Below are 20,087 nucleotides of genomic sequence, written 5' to 3' on the forward strand. Positions count from 1 at the left end.
CTCTACGCCCTCGCCTGCGTGCTCCGCGAACCGCGCACCGGGAAACCGCCGTTCACCCCCGACGACAGCCGCTCCCACAGGTGGCACCTCGTCCAGGCCCCGTCCGCGCCCATCCGTACCCTGCGCCCGGACGTGCCGGCCGACATCGAGAATCTCCTGCCGCCGATGCTCACCAAGGAATCCGAGCAGCGGTGGTGCCGGCGGCGTCCTCGAAGGGGAGCTGAGCGGCTACGAGTCGGCGAAGTCCTTCGACCTCGAAGTGGCCGGCCCGCAACTCCTAGGGGAGTTGCGGGCCTTCACCCTGTCCGCCCGTCTGCGGGCCCGGCGCTCTCAGACCGCCTTGCGCGGCAGTCGCAGGCTCAGCAGCACCGTCAGCACGACCGTGCCCAGCTGGACGAGCAGCGTGATCAGCAGGGCGTCCCGCATGCCCGAGCCGGGCAGCAGCGCGAGGAAGAGCGAGCCGAGCGTCGCCACCCCGAGCGCCAGGGCCGACTGCTGGGTGGTGATCATGACGCCGCTGCCCACACCGGCCCGGTGCGCGGGCACGTCCGAGAGCACGATGCGGAAGAGCGTCGGCTGTTGCAGTGACGTGCCGAGTCCGGCGAGCGCGACCCCGGGGGCCAGCTCCACGATGCCGATTTCCGGCCAGTTCCGCCAGACCGCCCCCGCGATCAGCGCGACGCCCACCGCCTGGATCAGCCCGCCGGCCGACACGACCCGGCTGCCGAACCGTGCGGTCAGCCGCGGTCCCGCGAGGGAGCCGAAGAAGAACACCACCGCCATCGGCACCAGGGCGAGCCCCGCCTCGACGGGCCCCATCCGCAGCCCCTGCTGCAGCGCCACGGCGAACACGAACATAAAGCCGCTGAAGCCGAGTATGAGCGGCAGGAGCAGCGCGAGTCCCCTGCGCAGCGGTACCGATTGGAACAGGCTCGGCGGTACCAGCGGAGTCCGGCCCGTCCGGTCGGCACGCAGCTCGACCCGGCAGAAGGCGGCCACGGAGACCGGGAACAGCGCCAGCATGACCCAGGTCCACACCGGCCAGCCCGCCGCCCGGCCCTCGGTCAGCGGCAGCAGCAGGGTGATCAGGGAGGCGGCGAGCAGCAGCGTGCCCGGTACGTCGACCGACGCGGGCTGTGGGCTGCGGGTCTCCGGGACGGAGCGCGCCGCGAGGATCAGACCGAGCAGGGCGACCGGCACGTTCACCAGGAACACCGCACGCCAGCTCATGCCCTCGACGAGCACACCGCCGAGGATCTGCCCGACCACCATGGAGAGCCCGGTGGTGGCACCGTAAAGGCCCATCGCCCGTGCCTTGCGCGGACCTTGGGTGGTGGACTGGATGGTGGCGAGCACCTGCGGCAGCATCAGCGCGGCCGCGGCGCCCTGGGCGACCCGGGCCCCGACCAGCGTCCAGGCGTCGGGGGCCAGACCGCAGGCGAGCGAGGTGAGGCCGAAGGCGGCCATGCCGGTCAGGAAGAGCTTGCGGCGTCCGACCGTGTCGCCGAGGCGGCCGCCCAGGACGAGGAGTACGGCGTACGCGACGCCGTAGCCCGCGACGACGAGTTCGAGCAGGGCGGGGCCCGCCTGGAGATCCTGGTCGATGGCGTGCAGGGCGACGTTGACGATGAAGAAGTCGATGAGCGGCAGGGCGGCGCCGAGCAGCAGGGTGAACAGCCCGAGCGGGCTTAACTCGGGCGCTGCGGAGATGTGTTCACGCGGATGGAGAGGGGTAGTGGGAAGGGAGACGGGAGGACGGGGCGACGCAGTCGATTCACTCACGACGTCTACGATCCTCGCCTCCTGAGCCTGGTACCAGAGTGTCTTTGGAGTGCCCTTATCCTGGTATAAGAAGTACCTGGCAACGGGCTGAGGCATACGGCACCCTGGGAGTACGACGACGATGACGCACAGTCCGGTGAGCGTGTCCCAGGCCGCTGAGCGCAGCCCTCAAACCAGCGGGAACGGGCCGGGCGCCGAGGTCGAAGCGTCTGAACCCGCCGTCCGCAGGGCCGAGTTGGCGTCCTTCCTGCGAAGCCGTCGCGAGCGCATCACCCCGGAGCAGGTGGGCCTGCCGCCGGGCCGCAGGCGCCGCACACCGGGGTTGCGCCGCGAGGAGGTCGCCCAGCTCGCCGTGGTCGGGGTCACCTGGTACACCTGGCTCGAGCAGGCCCGTGACATCCAGGTGTCCGGACAGGTCGCCGACTCGATCGCCAGGGCGCTGCTCCTGGACCCGGCCGAGCGCACCCATCTGTTCGCGCTCGCCGGTGTGGCCGATCCGCACGCCGACTCGCAGTGTCCGGCGCTTTCGCCCGCGATCGAGACGATGCTGCGCCAGCTCGAGCCCTATCCGGCCGCGGTGATCAACAGCCGCCTCGACGTGCTGGCGTACAACCGCACGTACGGCAGGCTCGTCATCGACCTCGACCAAGTCCCGGTGGAGGACCGCAACTTCCTGGTGCTCAGCTTCCTCTACCCGGCCTGGCGCAAGGGCGTCGTCGACCAGGAGACGGTGACCAAGGTGGTGGCGAAGTACCGCGCGTCGATGGTCGAGCACATGACCGACCCGCTGTGGAAGGGCCTGGTGGCGCGGCTGCAGCGGGAGTCGCCGGAGTTCTGCGAGGTGTGGGGCCGGCACGAGGTGCTGCAGCCGGACCAGCCCACCACCAGGTTCCTCACCACCGACCTGGGCCTGATGACCTTCGACTACACCCGGCTGTGGCTGGGCCCGCGCAGCGGACCGCAGCTGGTGACGTACACACCGTCGGACGAGGCCACCCGGGAGCGGATGACCACGCTGTACGAGCGAGTGCGCGGCGAGGACTGAGGCCGCGCCGCCGGCCGCGGGCGTCGGCTACCGGCCGGCCGGGGCGTCGCGGGTGGTCTCCGGAACCGGCCGACCGGGTCCGCAACCGCAAGCGCCGGGGTGCGAGCGGCGGGGTGCGATCGGTGGACGTCCGGCCGGCTTCGGCCGTGAGGACTACAGGGCCCGCGATGGCTACGAGACCGTCCGCCGCGACGCGAGCCGCCGCGAACACGACGTCGTCGCCGAGACCGGCATCGCAACCATCGCTCGCGGCCTCATCCTCTGGTCGGCCGCCCGAAGCTTTCCAGGTCGGCCGACCAGCCGTACATTCGATGCCTTCCGAAGCACGCCCTGACGGCTCGTCAGGTGACTCGCCAGGGGGTCAGCATGACATCGACCGAACGTGGCTACAGATGACGACGGGTGCATATCGGCCTGCACCCGCCATGGATGAGTCGACCCGGGGAAACGCCGGTTCCACGGGGACCCGGTGATGTGAGGAGCGAGCCGTGTTCTACTACCTGCTCAAGTACGTGCTGCTGGGTCCCCTGCTCAGACTGGTCTTCCGTCCCCGGATCGAAGGTCTGGAGCACGTGCCCGCCTCGGGTCCGGCGATCGTCGCCGGCAACCACCTGTCCTTCTCCGACCACTTCCTGATGCCGGCGATCCTGAAGCGCCGCATCACCTTCCTCGCCAAGGCGGAGTACTTCACCGGCCCCGGGCTGAAGGGCCGGCTCACCGCCTTCTTCTTCCGCAGCGCCGGGCAGATCCCGGTGGACCGCTCCGGCAAGGAGGCCGGGCGGACGGCGATCCGTGAGGGCCTCGGGGTGCTGGGCAAGGGAGAGTTGCTCGGCATCTACCCGGAGGGCACGCGCTCGCACGACGGCCGGCTGTACAAGGGCAAGGTCGGGGTGGCCGTGATGGCGCTGACGGCGGGGGTCCCGGTGGTGCCCTGCGCGATGATCGGCACGTTCGAGGCGCAGCCGCCCGGCAAGGTCGTGCCCCGGATCCACCCGGTGACCATCCGCTTCGGCGAGCCCCTCGACTTCTCCCGCTACGCCGGCATGGAGCACGAGAAGGCCGTGCTGCGGGCGGTCACCGACGAGATCATCTACGCCATCCTGAGGCTGTCCGGGCAGGAGTACGTCGACGAGTACGCGGCCGTCGTCAAGGAACGGCAGGCGGCGGAGCAGCGCGCGCGTCAGCGCAGGTTCCCGCGCGCGCCGCTCGTCTGATCTCTGCCGTCGGCAGAAGGACCGCGCCCCCGGCGGCCCGTGTACCTAGGCTCGCCGCATGAAGAGGGCTGTGGTGATCGGGGCGAGCGGGCAGATCGGCCGCCCTGCGGTGGAGGCGCTGGCACGGGACGGCTGGGCGGTGACGGCCGCCTCGCGCGGCGGCGGCCGGGACGCGGCGTGGGGCGAGGGCGTGCGCACGGTGCGGCTGGACCGGGCCGACGACGCGGCCCTGGCCCGGGTGGTGGGCGACGGCTGCGACCTGCTGGTCGACGTTGTCGCGTACGACGCCGGGCACGCACGGCAGTTGACGGGGCTCGCGGACCGGATCGGGTCGGCGGTGGTGATCTCCAGCGTGTCCGTGTACGAGGACGGCGCGGGCCGGGGCTTCGACACCCAGGGCGAGCCGGACGGTTTCCCGGTCTACCCGGTGCCGGTCCCCGAGACCCAGCCGACGGTCGCGCCGGGTGGGGCGACCTCCGCCACCCGCAAGGCCGCGCTGGAGCGCGAACTGCTCGACTCCGGCTCCGGGCTGCCGGTCACGGTGCTGCGAGCGGGGGCGGTGCACGGGCCGTACACCCCGCTGCCGCGCGAACTGTACTTCGTCAAGCGGAATCTGGACGGGCGGGAGCGGCGGGTGCTGGCGTTCCGGGGGGAGAGCCGGTTCCATCCGTCGAGTGCCCGGAACATCGCCGAGCTGGTGCGGCTGGCGGCGGCCCGGCCGGGCACGCGGGTGCTCAACGCCTGTGACGGGCAGACCCCCACGGCCGCCGGCATCGGTGCGGCCGTCGACGCCGTGATGGGGGCACGGACCCGGACGGCGTACCTCGACGGGCCGCCGGCCGGCTCCGTGGGCCGGACGCCGTGGTCGGTGCCGCTGCCGGTGGTGTTCGACATGTCCGCCGCCGAGCGGGAGCTGGGCTACCGGCCGGTGGTGTCGTACGACGAGAGTCTGTCCGCGACGGTGGAGTGGCTCACCGGTGTGCTGCGCGGGCGCGACTGGCGGGCCTGTTTCCCGCTGCTCGCCCAGGCGTACCCGGACCTGTTCGACTACGCGGCGGAGGACGCCTGGCACACGGTATAGCGAAGGGGCGGCCGGGGGAACCGGCCGCCCCTCGTCACCGTACCGGTGCGGTCACGGCTTGGGCGTGGCGTGCGGGGTGCAGGTCACGTCCTTGCGGTCCAGCGTGCCGTCGAGCAGGTAGGCGTCGACGCGCTGGTTGATGCACGGGTTGACCAGGCCGGTCACCCCGTGGGAACCCGCGTTCTTCTCGGTGATCAGGCGGGAGCCGTGGAAGCGGTGGTGCAGTTCGACGGCGCCCTCGTAGGGGGTGGCGGCGTCACGGGTGGACTGCACGATCAGCACCGGCGGCAGGCCCTTGTGGGTCTTCACGTCCAGCGGGGTGTGCTGCTTGGCGGGCCAGGTGGCGCACGGCAGGTTCATCCAGGCGTTCGCCCAGGTCATGAACGGGTAGTCCTTGTTGAGCCGGGTGTTGTCCCGGTCCCACTTCTGCCAGCTGGTGGGCCACTTGGCGTCGGCGCACTCGACGGCCGTGTAGACGGCGTTGGAGTTCTCCGAGGCGATGTTGCCCGCGGTGTCGGACAGGTCCGGCGCCGCCGCGTCGACCAGCGCCTGGGTGTCGCCGGCCTCGTACTTGCTGAACACCGTCGCGACCGGCACCCACGAGGAGTCGTAGTACGGGGCGCTCTGGAAGAAGGCGATCAGCTCGGCCGGGCCGACGACTCCGCCGATGGGCTGCTTCTTCGCCGTGGCGCGCAGCTGGAGCCACTTGGCCTGGACGGCGGCGCGGGTGGTGCCGAGGTGGAAGGCGGCGTCGTTGGCGGCGACCCAGTCCTCCCAGTCCTTCCAGCGGCCCTCGAACGCGACGTCCTGGTTCAGGTTGGCCTGGTACCAGATGTTGTCGCGCGCCGGGTTGACCACGCTGTCGACGACCATGCGGCGCAGGTGGCCCGGGAAGAGGGTGCCGTAGACGGCGCCCAGGTAGGTGCCGTAGGAGACGCCGAGGTAGTTCAGCTTCTTCTCGCCGAGCGCGGCGCGGATGACGTCCAGGTCACGGGCGGTGTTCGGCGTCGTCATGTACGGCAGCATGGCGCCGCTGTGCTCGCCGCAGCCGTCCGCGTACTCGTGGGCCAGCTTGCGCTGCGCCCTCTTGTCCGCCTCGCTGTCCGGCACCGGGTCCGCCTTCGGCGCCTTGACGAACTCCTGCGGGTCGATGCAGGAGATCGGCGCCGAGTGCCCGACGCCGCGCGGGTCGAAGCCCACGAAGTCGTACGCCTTGGCGACATTGGCCCAGACGGGGTTCTTGCTGGTGACCCGGGCCGGGAAGCGCATGCCCGAGCCGCCGGGACCGCCCGGGTTGTAGACGAGCGCGCCCTGGCGCTCCTTCTTGGTGCCGGTGTTGCCGATCCGGTCCACGGCGAGCTTGATCTGCTTGCCGTACGGGTGGGCGTAGTCGAGCGGCACGCTCACCCAGCCGCACTGGATGGGCTTGGCCAGCCCCCAGTCGGCCGGGCAGTCCTGCCAGTGGATACCGGCCTTGGCGGCCCGGGCGGCGGCGATCGCGGCGCCCTTGGCCTCCGGGTCCGGGCCGGGCCGGGACGCGGCGCCGGCCATGGGTGCCGACACCGCCCCGGCTATCAGCGTCGCGGTGACGAGTATTCCGGCCGAACCGACCGCCAACAGGCGGCTCTTCGGTCTGTTCTCCCTCAAGTGAGCCCCTCCCCGAACCTTGCTGCGAACGAATCTTGCTGCGAGTGTCAGACGGGGATCCTCGCGGCTGTCAGCCCGCTGAGAACAGGGGTAGCCATACTAACTTTACCAATCCGATAACCGGACCGCCATGTCCCGCTGAGCGGAGCGCCGCCGCTCCCCGGGCAGTGGCCCCCGGGCGCCTCAGACCAGCCTGGTCAGCGCCTCGTCCAGCAGCCGCCGCAGCCGCAGCGCGTCCGGGGCGACCGCGCTGACGAGGGCGGCCGGCCCGGCCAGCGGCACCAGTGCGGCGCACTCGCCCAGCGCCCGCGCCTCGACCGGACGCTCACCGAACTCGGGCCGGACGACGACCAGCTGACCCACGGCGCGATACCCCGCCAGCACGGCCGGCCCGTCCCAGCCGCCGGGTGCGCCGAGCCCGCAGGCCAGTTCCTGGTCCAGTACGGTGCGTCCCGCGGCCCGCACGGTCAGCCGGCTGGTGAGCCGCCCGGGCCGTTCCCCGACGCGGCCGAGCACCTGCTCCTCGCGCAGCACGAGCCGGGCACCGGCGCCGGCCTCGACCCGGGTCGTGACATACAGGTCGCTGCCCTCGGCGGAGATCAACTGCTCGGGCAGCCAGTGCAGTTCGGCGCCGTCGGCGACGTCGAGCCGTACGTCGTACCGGGCTTCGCCGCCGGCCTGGCCCGGCAGGGCGATGGTGGCGGCGGCCGACCCGACGTGCAGCCGGGCGCCCTCCTCCACCCGGACGTCCACGGTGAGGCGGTCGCCGCCGAGCGGGCCGCTCATCGCCCCGACGAGCACGACCTTCGCCTCGGATCCGCTGGACCGGGTGCGGCGCGGTGCCAGCGGCACTTCGCCGTCCAGGACGGGCAGGGCCGTACCGCCGCGCCCGTCGGCGCGGGCGACGATCCGGGCCTGCGCCCGGACCCCGGTGACGGTCACGCCGTCCACGCGGCGAGCTGTCCGCGCACCCACGCGGCCACGTCGGCGACGCCTGCGCCGCCGCGCAGCGACTGGAACACGACCGGGAGTTCCGCCCGCTGCGCCTTGGCGTCGGCGGACATCCGGGTGAGGTCGGAGCCGACGTACGGGGCGAGGTCGGTCTTGTTGACGACGAGCAGGTCGGCGGTGGTGACGCCGGGCCCGCCCTTGCGCGGGATGTCGTCGCCGCCGGCGACGTCGATCACGAAGATCTGCGCGTCCACGAGACCCTTGGAGAAGGTGGCGGTGAGGTTGTCGCCGCCGGACTCGACGAGGATCAGGTCCAGCGGGCCGACGGCGTCCTCCAGATCCTCCACAGCCTCGAGGTTGGCGGAGATGTCGTCGCGGATCGCGGTGTGCGGGCAGGCGCCCGTCTCGACGGCGCTGATCCGCTCGGGCGGCAGCACGGCCTCCCGGAGCAGGAACTCGGCGTCCTCGCGGGTGTAGATGTCGTTGGTGACGACCGCGAGGGACAGTTCGTCGCGCAGCGCCCGGCAGAGGGCGGCGACGGTGGCGGTCTTGCCGGACCCGACGGGACCGCCGAGCCCGACGCGCAGGGCCCGCCGGGTTCCGTCGGGACGGCGGGCGTCGGCGCTGAGGGCGGCGGGGCCGGGGTGGGTGTGGTCGAGGTGCATGCGGCGGCTCCAGTTTTCGGCCGGTCCGGCCCTGTGGCCCGTCCGGCGGGTGCGGACGCAGCCGTTCGGGCCGTTTCGGGGGTCGGGGGCCGAGCCCCCGGGGTCGGGAAGGCAAGCGAAGGGAAAGGGAAGCGAAGGAAAAGGGAAGGAAAGGAGCGGCGGCGGAACCCGCTAGGACGCGAACAGCCGGACGGGCCAGGCCGCGTGCCACTCCGCACCGACCTCCAGCAGGGGTCCGGACGCCGCCGGCAGCGCGTCGACGCCCTCGGCGCGCGCTCTGCGTGCCGCCGCCACGGCGCGGTCCGCCACGCGGTCCAGCTCGGGTGCCAGCCGGGCCAGCGCCGCCGTGGCGTGGAACGGGTCGAGGCTCAACAGCCGCACGGTGGCCGTCGCCGGCCCGCTCACGCTTTCGTACACCGCGCAGTGGGCCGCGTCCTCGGGCCCGAGCCCGGCCGCCCGGGCGGCGAGGCCGAGCACGACCGGCTGATGCGCCCCTTTGGGGAACTCCCGTGCCACCGCGTCGAGTTCGAGGGAAGGCCAGGTCGCCCGGGCGGCCCGCAGCAGTTGCCGGCCCAGGCGCCGCGCGGCGGTCCGCAGGGCCGGGGACGGCGTCCGGGCGTCGGCTGCCGCGTCCAGCTCGCCCGGATCGGCGCCGAGGGCGGCCGCCGCCGCGAGCGCCCCCGCGACCAGCCCGGCGGTGTGCAGCCGGCCCCGGCAGAACTCCTCCAGGCTCGCGGCGTCGGTGATACGGCCCGCCTTGACGGCGGCCTCGGCCCCGCCGGAGTGCGCGTGCCCGCCGGCGGGGAAGCGGCCGTCGGCCAGGACGAGCAGTGCCGCTCGTGTCATCATGCCGCCCCTCAGAAGAGGAAGTAGCGCTGGGCCATGGGCAGTTCGACGGCGGGGGTGGCCTCGACCAGCTCGCCGTCGATGTGCACGGCGAAGCTGTCGGGGTCGATCCGGACGTCGGGCCGGGCGTCGTTCTCCCGCATGTCGGCCTTGGTGACCGCGCGTGTGGACTCGATCGCCACGAACCGCTTGCCGAGCCCCAGCCGCTCCGGCAGCCCGTCCTCGATCGCCGGACGGCTCACGAAGTTGACCGAGTTGGCGGCCGGGGCGCGGCCGATCGCGCCGTACATCGGGCGCGGCAGGATCGGCTGCGGGGTGGGGATGGAGGCGTTGGCGTCGCCCATCTGCGCGTAGGCGATCTGTCCGCCCTTGATCACGAGGAGCGGCTTGACGCCGAAGAAGGCGGGCTCCCACAGCACCAGGTCGGCGAGCTTGCCGGTCTCGACGGAGCCGATCTCGGCGGCGAGGCCCTGGGCGAGTGCCGGGTTGATCGTGTACTTGGCGACGTACCGCCGTACCCGGTGGTTGTCGGCGCGGCCGTCGCCGGGCAGCGCGCCCCGCCGGCGCTTCATGACGTGGGCGGTCTGCCAGGTGCGCAGGACCACCTCGCCGACACGGCCCATGGCCTGGGAGTCGGAGGAGATGATCGAGATCGCGCCCAGGTCGTGGAGGACGTCCTCCGCGCCGATGGTGGACGGCCGGATCCGGGATTCGGCGAACGCCAGGTCCTCGGGGACGGCCGGGTTGAGGTGGTGGCACACCATCAGCATGTCGAGGTGTTCCTCGGCGGTGTTGACGGTGAAGGGCCGGGTCGGATTGGTGGAGCTGGGCAGGATGTTGGCCTGCGAGACCACGGTCATGATGTCGGGTGCGTGGCCGCCGCCGGCGCCCTCGGTGTGGTACGAGTGGATGCCCCGGCCCGCGACGGCCGCGAGGGTGTCGCCGACGAAGCCCGCCTCGTTCAGGGTGTCGGTGTGGATCGCGACCTGGACACCGGTCCGGTCGGCGACGGTGAGCGCGGCGTCGATCACTGCGGGCGTGGAGCCCCAGTCCTCGTGCAGCTTCAGGCCGACGGCACCGCCGCGGATCTGGGAGAGCATCGCCTCGTGGCTGACGGTGTTTCCCTTGCCGAGGAGGCCGACGTTGACCGGGTGGGCCTCCATCGCCTCCAGCATCCGGGCGAGGTGCCAGGGGCCGGGGGTGACGGTGGTGGCCTTGGAGCCCTCGGCGGGGCCGGTGCCGCCGCCGACCAGGGTGGTGATGCCCGAGGCCAGCGCCTCGTCGGCGACCTGGGGGCAGATGAAGTGGACGTGGGCGTCGATGGCGCCGGCGGTCAGGATGCGCCCGTTGCCGGCGATGATCTCCGTCTCGGGGCCGATGACCAGGCCGGGGTGGACACCGTCCATGGTGTCGGGGTTGCCGGCCTTGCCGAGGGCGGTGATCCGGCCGTCGCGGATGCCCACGTCGGCCTTGACGATGCCCCAGTGGTCGACGACGACGGCACCGGTGATCACGGTGTCGGGCGTGCCGTCGGCCCGGGTGGCGCGGGACTGGCCCATGGACTCGCGCAGGACCTTGCCGCCGCCGAAGACGGCCTCGTCCCCGGAGGCGCCGGGGCCGCCGGAGCGGTCCTCCTCGATCTCGATCAGCAGGTCGGTGTCGGCGAGCCGGATGCGGTCACCGGTGGTCGGGCCGAACAGGTCGGCATAGGCGGCGCGGGAGATCTCAGGCATCGAGGGCACCTCCGGTCTCGCCGCGCAGGCCGGGCACGATGCGGGCGCCGGCCAGTGGCACGAGTTCGATCTCCACGGGGATGCCGGGCTCGAAGCGGACGGCCGTGCCGGCGGCGATGTTCAGCCGTCTGCCGCGGGCGGCGGCGCGGTCGAACTCCAGACCGGGGTTGGCCTCGGCGAAGTGGTAGTGGGAGCCGACCTGGACGGGGCGGTCGGCGGCGTTGAGAACGACCAGTCGGGTGACCTCGCGCCCGGCGTTGAAGTTGACGGGGTCGTCCGCGAACAGGATCTCTCCGGGAATCATCGCGGGCCCTCAGATGATCGGCTCGTGGACGGTGACGAGCTTGGTGCCGTCGGGGAAGGTCGCCTCGACCTGGACGTCGTGGATCATCTCGGCGATCCCGTCCATGACGTCGTCCCTGGTGAGGATCTTGCGGCCGGAGGACATCAGCTCGGCGACCGTACGGCCGTCCCGCGCGCCTTCCAGGATGTGCGACGTGATGAGGGCGATCGCTTCCGGGTGGTTGAGTCTGAGGCCGCGGGCCCGGCGCTTCTCGGCGACGTCGGCCGCCACGTGGATCAGCAGCCGTTCTTGTTCGTGCGGGGTCAGTTGCACGTCCCACCTCACATTTCTTGCTCCGGACCGTGCGGGGTCCGGTTGCCGCAGCCACCGCGACGGGGATAGGTGTAACACACAGACAAATCCCCGAATCGTCGTCAATCCGGGCAGAAAAACCCCTGGTGGCGTGGATCGGCAGGCTAGAACGCCGGAGTTTCAACGACGTTAACCAGACCTTGGAACGCGTATGACCGCCGGATGGGCTCCCGCAGAGACGGGCGGACCGCCCGGGAAACACCGGACCACCGGCGCCCGGCGGCCAGGGAGGTACCGAGGGCTCAGGAGGTGCCCGGCCGCCGGTGCTCGGCGGCGAGGCCGAATCGCTGCTGTCCGTGCGCCGCGGATCCGGCCTCGTGGACCCCGGACACCGTGCTGACGATCTGCTCCTCGGTCTGTGCGTCGACCGCGTCGAGCGCGTCGAGCCGCTCCAGGTCGGCGGCCGAGACCAGCGCGACCAACGGCTTGCCGTGCCGGGTCACGACGACGCGCTCACCGCCGTAGACCACCCGGTTGATCAGGTCGGCGAGTTCAGCCCTGGCTTGCGTCACCGGAATTTCGTAGGCCATACCCCCATCATAACGTCACGTACGTCCTGTACATTTTTTACAGAAGCCGAGCCCATCGGGGCCCGTCGTGAGGAGGCGCATGTCCATGACCCGCCCGTCCGCCCGCCACGTCCTGCCCGAGTTCACCGAGCGCACCGGCTCCGCCCTGCGCACGCTCGATCCGTACGCGAAGCTCTTCGAGGACCGGATCGTCTTCCTCGGGACGCCGGTCGACAACGCGGCCGCGAGCGATGTGACCGCCCAGCTCATGTACCTCGAACACACGGCGCCGGACCGGGACATCACGCTGTACATCAACTCGCCGGGCGGCTCCTTCGACGCCGTGGCCGCCGTCTACGACACAATGCGGTACGTCGGTTGCGACGTGGCGACCTACTGCCTCGGCCAGGCCGCCGCCTCTGCCGCCCTCCTGCTCGCGGCCGGTGCCCCCGGCAAACGGTTCATGCTGCCCGGCGCCCGGGTCCTGATCGAACAGCCGGCGCTGCCGGAGCCGGTGCGCGGCCGGCCCAGCGACCTCCTCATCCAGGCCGAGGAGTTGCAGCGGATCCGAACGACGATGGAGGAGATGCTCGTCCGGCACACGGGGCGCACGGCCGGACAGGTCCACAAGGATCTGGAACGTGACCTCGTGCTGGACGCCCCCGGGGCGCTCGCCTACGGCCTGGTGGACGGCGTCGTGCCGAGCCGCCGGGACATGGCCGGCGCACCGGACGCGAGGTGAGCCGCCCATGCTGCCGGAACTGCCACCGCTGCCCGCCCTGACCCGCGCCGAGGGCGAGCTGATCGACCGTTACCTGGAGACGATCGACCTGCTGGGCCGTATCAATCCCGGCAGGCAACGGGACACCTACGGCGGCCTGCGCGCGGCCCAGGCGCTGGTGCGCAAGGCCGCAGAGCTGCGGGACGCGCTCGCGCTGATGCACCGCCGGGGCGAGACGGAGCTGCACGGGGACACGCTGGCACGGGCGCTGCGGGTGCTGGACGGTGAACGCCGGGCCGCTCGCGTCGCGCTCCCGCCGGACGGCGTCGGCTGAGGCGGACGCCCGTCCGGCCCCTGGGACCCGCGCGTCGACACCGGCCGCTCGGACCGGACTTCAAACGGCCCGAACGACGTACCGCCGACCGGTGTACATCCAGATCGTTTTCCGGAACTCCCGAGTTGCGCAACGCGCGGGTTCATGTGTCGCCGGGAAAGCGCTTTTCCCCAGGTCCGGGGCTACGCCCGGGATCTGACGGCGACTCGAACGGAGCACTGTCCACCCGAACGGATGAGTGGTGAGTAACGCCACAAACACCCGGTTCCGTTGGGATTTTCGGACAGTCGTGAGTCAAGATCCCTGTCTGACGACAAGCCCCCGCCACCGCGGCGGGGCGGTCCGGGCGGACGCCGAGTCCTGCCGCCGCCCGGATGACCGGTCGACAGGAGTGGATCGGCAGGAGTGGAGGACCCAAGCAAGACGGGTCGCCGGAACGGATGTCCGTGTGTTCGACACAGACGGACGGATGCTCCGAGCAGCCCTTGGGGTGAAGCCGCGGCAACGCGGCCGGGCAACTTCGCCAGCCCGAATCCGACAGGTCATCCTTCACAGGCGGCTGACGAAGGGTTGCGCATGACTGCGCTCAATCGTGTCCCGTCGCTGATGGCCCGGGCCGGCACGGCCTCGGCCCTCACCCTCGCCGCCGTGGGCGGCTCGATCGCGGTGCCCGGTCTCGCCACCGACGCCTCCGCCGCGACCATCGCGACGAAAGCACTCAAGATCGCGGCTTCCAAGAAGGGCGCCCCGTACGCCTGGGGCGCCAGCGGACCGCGCAGGTTCGACTGCTCGGGGCTGACGCTCTACTCGTTCAAGAAGGCGGGGAAGAAGCTCCCGCGTACCGCCGCCCAGCAGTACAACAAGTCGCACCACATCTCCGCCCGCAGCCGCAAGGCCGGCGACCTGGTCTTCTTCCATTCGGGCTCCTACGTCTACCACGTCGGCATCTACGCCGGTCACGGGAAGATCTGGCACGCCCCGAAGACCGGAGACGTGGTGAAGCTCCAGAAGATCTGGACGAAGAGCGTCTGGTACGGCCGGATCAGCTGACCCGCGGTCAGGCCGGGAGCGGCTCCAGCAGCAGGGCCGCTCCGAGTGCCGTCGGCGCCACCCCGGTGCCCGCCTGGAGCCCACGGGCGGCCCGGGGCCGTCGCGCGCCCGCTCGGCGCGAGCGAGAGCCCGAGCGGGGCCCGAGCGGGGGCCTTGGCCGGCGTACGGACCGGGCTCCGGCCTCCGGGGGCTCCGGGGCTCCGCCAGGGCCCTCTCGTGCGGCCCGATGCCCGGGATCCGGCTCCGGTGGGGTCACGGCTCCTGCGGCAGGCCCGCCGGGACGGGTGCGGCCGGGACCGCCCAGGGAAGCTCGATGGAGACCGTCTTGCCGCCCTCACGGGTGGGGCGGACGCGGAGCCTGCCCCCGCACTCCGCGGTGAGACAGCGGATGATGACCATGCCGCGGCCGTTGTCCTGCTGGACCGCGGCGGGCAGTCTCTTCGGAAAGCGGGGATGGCTGTCCGTGACGCCGATGCGAAGGTGTTCGTCATGGTGCAGCGCGATGTCGACCGTGAAGGTGGGTGACTGGCCGAAGGTGTGCTGTACGGCGTTGGTGGCGAGTTCGGAGACGATGAGTCGCACGGTGTCGGCCACTTCGGTGTCCGACGGCAGGCCCCACTCCGCCAGGGTACCCACGACGTAGGAACGGGCGGCGGAGACCGAGGCGGGATCGCTCGGCAGAGTGACGGATGCTTCCAGGTGGTCTGCCATGGCGACGTCGTCCCTTTCCCACGGGACCGCGGTCCGACAGACGGCGGAGGGTTCGAGTACGGTCCCGGACTGGTGCTTGCCCGTCAGACTGCCATCACCGGGACGGTCACGGGGGGCATCCACCAAGATATGCATATATCTGTCGCTCGAAGCGGTGAACTCTGCGACGCGAGACCGTATTTGGGCGGCCCGGAAGGAGTAAGGAGGAGCCCATGCAGAACGGTCCGGCAGTACGCCGCCGCAAACTGGGCGCCGAACTGCGTACGCTGCGTACCGGCGCCGGGCTCACGAGCGGTGAGGCGGCTCGGCTGGTCGGCTGGCACCAGTCGAAGGTGAGCCGCATCGAGACCGGCTCAAGCGGTGTGAAACCGGCCGATCTGCGGTTACTGCTCGACGCCTACGGGGTGCGGGACGGGCATCTGCGCGAGTTGCTGCTGATGCTGGCGGGGGCGGAGGACGCCGGCGGCCGGCACCGCTGGTGGCACGCCTACCGCGGGGTGCTCCCGCCCACCTACCGCGATTTCATCAGTCTGGAGTCGCAGGCGAGCGCGATGCGCACCCTGGAGACCACGGTCGTACCCGGCCTGCTCCAGACCCCCGAGTACGCCCGCGCGGTGACCCGGGCGGCCGTGAAGGACCTGGACGAGGACGGCCTGGACACACTGGTGGAGGTGCGTTTGGCCAGGCAGGACGTACTGCGTTCGGACCCGCCGCTGGTGCTGAGCGCCGTGCTGGACGAGGCGGTGCTGCGCCGCGAGGTCGGCGGTCCGGGGGTGATGGCCCGGCAGCTGGAGCGGCTGATGGAGGCCGCCCGCCTGCCCCAGGTGCGGCTCCAGGTGCTGCCGTACGCGGCGGGAGCCCATATCGGCCTCACCGGGCCTTTCGTTATCTTCTCATTTCCGAGCACTTCTGATCTGGATGTGGTTGTTCTCGACCAGTTGACGAGTAGCCTCTACCTGGAACGGAAAGAAGACCTGATGGCCTACTCCGAGGCCTTCAGCACCCTTCAGTTCCACGCCCTTTCCCCCGAGGACTCGTTGGACTACATCGCCGGGATAGGTGACGGCGCGTAAGGAGGCACCATGTCAGCTCTGCCTCGGAACGTCCCTGCCAGTACCGACCTGCACGACGTGCGCTGGCTGCGCAGCAGCTACAGCACGGGAGCCAACAACTGCGTGGAGACGGCCCGGCCGCGCTCCGGCCCCGTGGCCGGACTGCTCGCCGTGCGCGACTCGAAGAACCCCGCCGGACCCGCGCTGCTCTTCTCAACCGCCAGCTGGGCGGGCTTCATCACCACACTCTGATCAGAATCGATCATTTTTCATTCACACTCGTGCGACACACGGCCGTGTCACGCCGACTCATGGTCGCGTTTCGCCGATGACTCGTACAGCGCGTTCGATCTCGGCCCCGGAGAGGTCCGCGCGGGCGGTCAGCCTCAGCCGTGAGATGCCGTCGGGCACGGAGGGAGGTCGGAAGCAGCCCACGGCCAGGCCCGCGGTCCGGCAGTCGGCCGCCCAGCGCACCGCCTGCTCCGGGGAGGGAGCCCGCACGGAGACCACCGCGGCGTCCGGACGTACCGCCTCCAGACCCGCGGCGGTCAGCCGTGCGTGCAGTTCCGCGGCCACCTCGCGGGCCCGCGCGGCCCGTTCGGGCTCGCGCCCGAGCAGCCGCAGCGCCGCCAGCGCGGCACCGGCCGCCGCCGGCGCCAGCCCCGTGTCGAAGATGAACGTCCGGGCCGCGTTGACCAGGTGGTCGATCACCCGGGCCGGGCCGAGCACCACCCCGCCCTGGCTGCCCAGCGACTTGGACAGGGTCGCCGTGACGACCACGTCGTCGGCCCCCGCGAGCCCGGCCGCGTACGGCGCGCCCCGGCCGCCGTCGCCCAGCACGCCGAGTCCGTGGGCGTCGTCCACCACCAGCCCGGCGCCGTGCTCCCGGCACGCCGCGGCCAGCGCGGCCAGCGGCGCCCGGTCCCCGTCCACGGAGAACACCGTGTCGGAGACGACGATCGCCGCCCCCTCGTGCGCGCCGAGCGCCTTGCGCACGGCCTCCGGGTCGGCGTGCCCGACCACCTGCGTCTCGCCCCGGGCGAGCCGGCAGCCGTCGATGAGGGAGGCGTGGTTGCCCGCGTCGGAGACGACCAGCGAGCCGTGCGGGCCGAGCGTGGTGACCGCGGCCAGGTTGGCGGCGTACCCGGAGGAGAACACCAGGGCCGCCTCGAACCCGCAGAAGGCGGCCAGCTCCTCCTCCAGCTCGGTGTGCAGGCCGGTGGTGCCGGTGACCAGCCGGGAGCCGGTGGAGCCGCCGCCCCAGGTCCGGGCGGCGTCGGCCGCTCCCCGGGTGACCTCGGGGTGCCGGGCCAGGCCCAGGTAGTCGTTGCTCGCCAGGTCCAGCAGCGGCGAGTCGGCGGGGCGCGGACGCAGGGTGCGCACGAGTCCGGCGCGGCGGCGCGCCTCGGCCTGCTCGTCGATCCAGCCGAACGCCATGGGTCCTCCGGTGCTTTTGTAGGTAGCGGACAGACCCTAGCGGCACGGCCGACTACCCAGGGTGTGGCAATACCCACACGGTGAACCGCCTCTGTTGTGCAAAGTCTCCTTGGCCCGGGACGGTCCCGTAGGACAGGATCGGGCCTCATGGACCTGCTGAACACGCTGGTGGACAAGGGGCTTCGGCGCGAGCTGCCGACCCGCGAGGAAGCGCTCGCCGTGCTGGCCACCTCCGATGACGACCTGCTCGACGTGGTGGCCGCGGCCGGAAAGGTGCGCCGGCACTGGTTCGGGCGGCGGGTGAAACTCAACTATCTGGTCAACCTCAAGTCCGGTCTGTGCCCGGAGGACTGCTCCTACTGCTCCCAGCGGCTCGGCTCCAAGGCCGACATCCTGAAGTACACCTGGCTCAAGCCGGACGAGGCGTCCCAGGCCGCCGCCGCGGGCCTGGCGGGCGGCGCCAAGCGGGTCTGCCTGGTGGCCAGCGGGCGCGGTCCGACGGACCGGGACGTGGACCGGGTCTCGGAGACCATCAAGGCCATCAAGGACCAGAACGAGGGCGTCGAGGTGTGCGCCTGCCTCGGCCTGCTCTCCGACGGCCAGGCCGATCGGCTGCGCGAGGCGGGCGCGGACGCCTACAACCACAACCTCAACACGTCCGAGGGAACGTACGGGGACATCACGACCACCCACACGTACGCCGACCGGGTGGACACGGTGCAGAAGGCGCACGCGGCCGGTCTGTCCGCCTGTTCGGGCCTGATCGCGGGCATGGGCGAGACCGACGAGGACCTCGTCGACGTCGTCTACTCGCTGCGTGAGCTGGACCCGGACTCGGTGCCGGTGAACTTCCTCATCCCGTTCGAGGGCACCCCGCTGGCCAAGGAGTGGAACCTCACCCCGCAGCGCTGCCTGCGCATCCTCGCGATGGTCCGGTTCGTCTGCCCGGACGTGGAGGTCCGCATCGCGGGCGGCCGCGAGGTCCATCTGCGCACGATGCAGCCGCTGGCGCTGCACCTGGCCAACTCGATCTTCCTCGGTGACTACCTGACCAGCGAGGGCCAGGCCGGCAAGGCCGACCTGGAGATGATCGCGGACGCCGGCTTCGAGGTCGAGGGCGCCGGCCAGGTGACGCTGCCCGAGCACCGGACCGGGGAGGCGGGCGGCTGCGGCTCGCACGCGGGCACCGGCTGCGGGCCGGGCGCCGACGCGGGCTGCGGGTCGCACGCCGAGGCCGGCTGCGGCTCCCACGAAGGCGGCGGGGTCTGTGGTACGGCAAGCGCTTCCCCGGCCACCGCCACCCCGGCCGACGAGCCGCGCACCGACCTCGTCGCCGTCCGCCGCCGCGGCGCCGGAACGGATCTCGCGCCCAATGCCTGACCTCGGCGTAGCGGAGCTGCTGGAGCTGGACCGGCGTCATGTCTGGCATCCGTACGGCCCGATGCCCGGGCAGGCGGAACCGCTCGTCGTCGAGGCGGCGAGCGGGGTCCGGCTGCGGCTGGCGGACGGCTCCGGTGAACTGATCGACGGTATGTCCTCGTGGTGGTCGGCCATCCACGGCTACAAGCACCCGGTCCTCGACGAGGCCGTGCGCGAGCAGCTCGGCCGGATGAGCCATGTGATGTTCGGCGGGCTCACGCACGAGCCCGCCGTCCGGCTCGCGAAGCTCCTTGTCGACTTGTCGCCGGAGGGTCTGGAGCACGTCTTCCTGGCCGACTCCGGGTCGGTGTCGGTCGAGGTCGCGGTGAAGATGTGCCTCCAGTACTGGCGTTCGCTCGGCCGGCCGGGCAAGCAGCGGCTGATGACCTGGCGCGGCGGCTACCACGGCGACACCTGGCAGCCGATGTCGGTGTGCGACCCCAAGGGCGGGATGCACGAGCTGTGGTCCGGGGTGCTCCAGCGCCAGGTGTTCGCGGACCCGCCGCCCGCCGAGTACGAGGAGTCGTACGCGGAACAGCTGCGGGAGCTGATCGCACGGCACGCGGACGAGCTGGCCGCGGTGATCGTGGAGCCGGTGGTGCAGGGCGCGGGCGGGATGCGCTTCCACTCCCCCGGCTACCTGCGGGTGCTGCGCGAGGCGTGCGACGCGCACGACGTGCTGCTGGTGTTCGACGAGATCGCCACCGGCTTCGGCCGCACCGGCGCGCTGTTCGCGGCGGACCACGCCGCCGTCACCCCGGACGTGATGTGCGTGGGCAAGGCACTGACCGGCGGCTATCTGACGATGGCGGCCACCTTGTGCACCGCGCGGGTCGCCGACGGCATCTCGCGGGGCGAGGTGCCGGTGCTCGCGCACGGTCCGACCTTCATGGGCAACCCGCTGGCGGCGGCCGTGGCCTGCGCGTCCATCCAGCTGCTGCTGAGCCAGGACTGGCGGGCGGAGGTGAAGCGGATCGAGGCGGGCCTGCGCGAGGGCCTGGCACCGGCGCTCGACGTGCCCGGGGTGCGGGACGTCCGCGTGCTCGGGGCCATCGGGGTCGTCCAGCTCGACCACCCGGTCGACATGCAGGCGGCCACCGACGCCGCCGTGCGGGCGGGCGTGTGGCTGCGCCCGTTCCGCGACCTGATCTACACGATGCCGCCGTACGTCACCTCGGACGAGGACGTGGCACGGATCGCGCGCGCGGTGTGCGCCGCGGCACGGGAGGGATGAG

The 20,087-nt window shown here is 71.9% G+C and carries 21 protein-coding genes and 1 riboswitch; of the genes, 10 read left to right on the forward strand and 11 right to left on the reverse strand.

Annotation, left to right across the window (positions count from 1 at the left end; genetic code table 11):
* Positions 1–330 precede the first annotated feature (330 nt).
* Complete coding sequence (locus JK361_RS31680; RefSeq protein WP_307787367.1) at positions 331–1,782, reverse strand: MFS transporter; 1,452 nt, start codon at positions 1,780–1,782, stop codon at positions 331–333.
* Between the two features lie 121 nt (positions 1,783–1,903).
* Between JK361_RS31680 and JK361_RS31685 the strand changes: the two genes are divergently transcribed.
* From JK361_RS31685 to JK361_RS31695, 3 genes are all read left to right on the forward strand, one after another.
* Positions 1,904–2,827 (forward strand): helix-turn-helix transcriptional regulator, encoded by a 924-nt coding sequence (locus JK361_RS31685; protein ID WP_201824878.1) that lies wholly within the window; start codon positions 1,904–1,906, stop codon positions 2,825–2,827.
* Positions 2,828–3,315: 488 nt separating this feature from the next.
* Positions 3,316–4,041 (forward strand): lysophospholipid acyltransferase family protein, encoded by a 726-nt coding sequence (locus JK361_RS31690; RefSeq protein ID WP_201824880.1) that lies wholly within the window; start codon positions 3,316–3,318, stop codon positions 4,039–4,041.
* A gap of 58 nt (positions 4,042–4,099) precedes the next feature.
* Positions 4,100–5,122, forward strand: a complete 1,023-nt coding sequence (locus JK361_RS31695; protein ID WP_236053870.1) for an NAD-dependent epimerase/dehydratase family protein — start codon at positions 4,100–4,102, stop codon at positions 5,120–5,122.
* Positions 5,123–5,173: 51 nt separating this feature from the next.
* On the opposite strand, the gene JK361_RS31700 is transcribed toward JK361_RS31695, so the two are convergent.
* The 8 genes from JK361_RS31700 to JK361_RS31735 all read right to left on the reverse strand — a co-directional run bounded on the left by JK361_RS31700 (position 5,174) and on the right by JK361_RS31735 (position 12,149).
* Positions 5,174–6,769, reverse strand: coding sequence for an alpha/beta hydrolase (locus JK361_RS31700; RefSeq protein ID WP_201824888.1), 1,596 nt, complete (start codon positions 6,767–6,769; stop codon positions 5,174–5,176).
* 183 nt (positions 6,770–6,952) lie between these two features.
* Positions 6,953–7,720 carry an urease accessory protein UreD gene (locus JK361_RS31705; RefSeq protein ID WP_307787368.1) on the reverse strand — a complete coding sequence of 256 codons (768 nt, stop codon included), beginning with the start codon at positions 7,718–7,720 and terminating at the stop codon, positions 6,953–6,955.
* The gene (gene ureG / locus JK361_RS31710) at positions 7,708–8,385 is read right to left on the reverse strand and encodes an urease accessory protein UreG (protein WP_201824890.1); all 678 of its coding nucleotides are present in this window, start codon (positions 8,383–8,385) and stop codon (positions 7,708–7,710) included. The genes JK361_RS31705 and ureG overlap by 13 nt, the downstream gene beginning before the upstream one ends.
* A gap of 171 nt (positions 8,386–8,556) precedes the next feature.
* Complete coding sequence (locus JK361_RS31715; RefSeq protein WP_201825097.1) at positions 8,557–9,231, reverse strand: urease accessory protein UreF; 675 nt, start codon at positions 9,229–9,231, stop codon at positions 8,557–8,559.
* A gap of 11 nt (positions 9,232–9,242) precedes the next feature.
* Complete coding sequence (locus JK361_RS31720) at positions 9,243–10,964, reverse strand: urease subunit alpha (protein WP_201824892.1); 1,722 nt, start codon at positions 10,962–10,964, stop codon at positions 9,243–9,245.
* Complete coding sequence (locus JK361_RS31725) at positions 10,957–11,268, reverse strand: urease subunit beta (protein ID WP_201824900.1); 312 nt, start codon at positions 11,266–11,268, stop codon at positions 10,957–10,959. The genes JK361_RS31720 and JK361_RS31725 overlap by 8 nt, the downstream gene beginning before the upstream one ends.
* A gap of 9 nt (positions 11,269–11,277) precedes the next feature.
* Positions 11,278–11,580, reverse strand: coding sequence for an urease subunit gamma (locus JK361_RS31730; protein ID WP_201824902.1), 303 nt, complete (start codon positions 11,578–11,580; stop codon positions 11,278–11,280).
* Positions 11,581–11,861: 281 nt separating this feature from the next.
* Positions 11,862–12,149: a type II toxin-antitoxin system Phd/YefM family antitoxin gene (locus JK361_RS31735; RefSeq protein ID WP_201824904.1), complete on the reverse strand. Its 288-nt coding sequence runs from the start codon at positions 12,147–12,149 to the stop codon at positions 11,862–11,864.
* A gap of 85 nt (positions 12,150–12,234) precedes the next feature.
* On the opposite strand from JK361_RS31735, the gene JK361_RS31740 reads away from it, so the two are divergent.
* The 3 genes from JK361_RS31740 (at position 12,235) to JK361_RS31750 (ending at position 14,233) form a co-directional block, all read left to right on the forward strand.
* Positions 12,235–12,870, forward strand: a complete 636-nt coding sequence (locus tag JK361_RS31740; protein ID WP_201824905.1) for an ATP-dependent Clp protease proteolytic subunit — start codon at positions 12,235–12,237, stop codon at positions 12,868–12,870.
* 7 nt (positions 12,871–12,877) lie between these two features.
* Positions 12,878–13,183 carry a hypothetical protein gene (locus JK361_RS31745; RefSeq protein WP_201824908.1) on the forward strand — a complete coding sequence of 102 codons (306 nt, stop codon included), beginning with the start codon at positions 12,878–12,880 and terminating at the stop codon, positions 13,181–13,183.
* A 419-nt stretch (positions 13,184–13,602) separates the two neighbouring features.
* Positions 13,603–13,756: riboswitch (cyclic di-AMP (ydaO/yuaA leader) on the forward strand.
* Between the two features lie 3 nt (positions 13,757–13,759).
* Entirely contained in the window at positions 13,760–14,233 is a 474-nt protein-coding gene (locus tag JK361_RS31750) for a C40 family peptidase (protein ID WP_184962525.1), read from the forward strand.
* A gap of 252 nt (positions 14,234–14,485) precedes the next feature.
* On the opposite strand, the gene JK361_RS31755 is transcribed toward JK361_RS31750, so the two are convergent.
* Positions 14,486–14,944: an ATP-binding protein gene (locus JK361_RS31755; protein ID WP_201824910.1), complete on the reverse strand. Its 459-nt coding sequence runs from the start codon at positions 14,942–14,944 to the stop codon at positions 14,486–14,488.
* 212 nt (positions 14,945–15,156) lie between these two features.
* Between JK361_RS31755 and JK361_RS31760 the strand changes: the two genes are divergently transcribed.
* Positions 15,157–16,017: a helix-turn-helix domain-containing protein gene (locus tag JK361_RS31760; protein ID WP_201824911.1), complete on the forward strand. Its 861-nt coding sequence runs from the start codon at positions 15,157–15,159 to the stop codon at positions 16,015–16,017.
* Positions 16,018–16,026: 9 nt separating this feature from the next.
* Complete coding sequence (locus JK361_RS31765; protein WP_201824913.1) at positions 16,027–16,248, forward strand: DUF397 domain-containing protein; 222 nt, start codon at positions 16,027–16,029, stop codon at positions 16,246–16,248.
* A gap of 57 nt (positions 16,249–16,305) precedes the next feature.
* Here the strand turns inward: JK361_RS31765 and JK361_RS31770 are convergent, their stop codons facing one another.
* Positions 16,306–17,433: an 8-amino-7-oxononanoate synthase gene (locus JK361_RS31770; RefSeq protein ID WP_201824915.1), complete on the reverse strand. Its 1,128-nt coding sequence runs from the start codon at positions 17,431–17,433 to the stop codon at positions 16,306–16,308.
* A 147-nt stretch (positions 17,434–17,580) separates the two neighbouring features.
* Here JK361_RS31770 and bioB point away from each other — a divergent pair, with 147 nt between their 5' ends.
* Together bioB and JK361_RS31780 are read left to right on the forward strand one after the other, a co-directional pair.
* Positions 17,581–18,813, forward strand: coding sequence for a biotin synthase BioB (bioB, locus tag JK361_RS31775; RefSeq protein WP_201824917.1), 1,233 nt, complete (start codon positions 17,581–17,583; stop codon positions 18,811–18,813).
* Entirely contained in the window at positions 18,806–20,086 is a 1,281-nt protein-coding gene (locus tag JK361_RS31780) for an adenosylmethionine--8-amino-7-oxononanoate transaminase (protein WP_201824918.1), read from the forward strand. Before bioB ends, JK361_RS31780 begins: the two co-directional genes overlap by 8 nt.
* Position 20,087 lies beyond the last annotated feature (1 nt).

The organism is Streptomyces musisoli (assembly GCF_016741855.1).
GTDB classification, from domain to species: domain Bacteria; phylum Actinomycetota; class Actinomycetes; order Streptomycetales; family Streptomycetaceae; genus Streptomyces; species Streptomyces musisoli.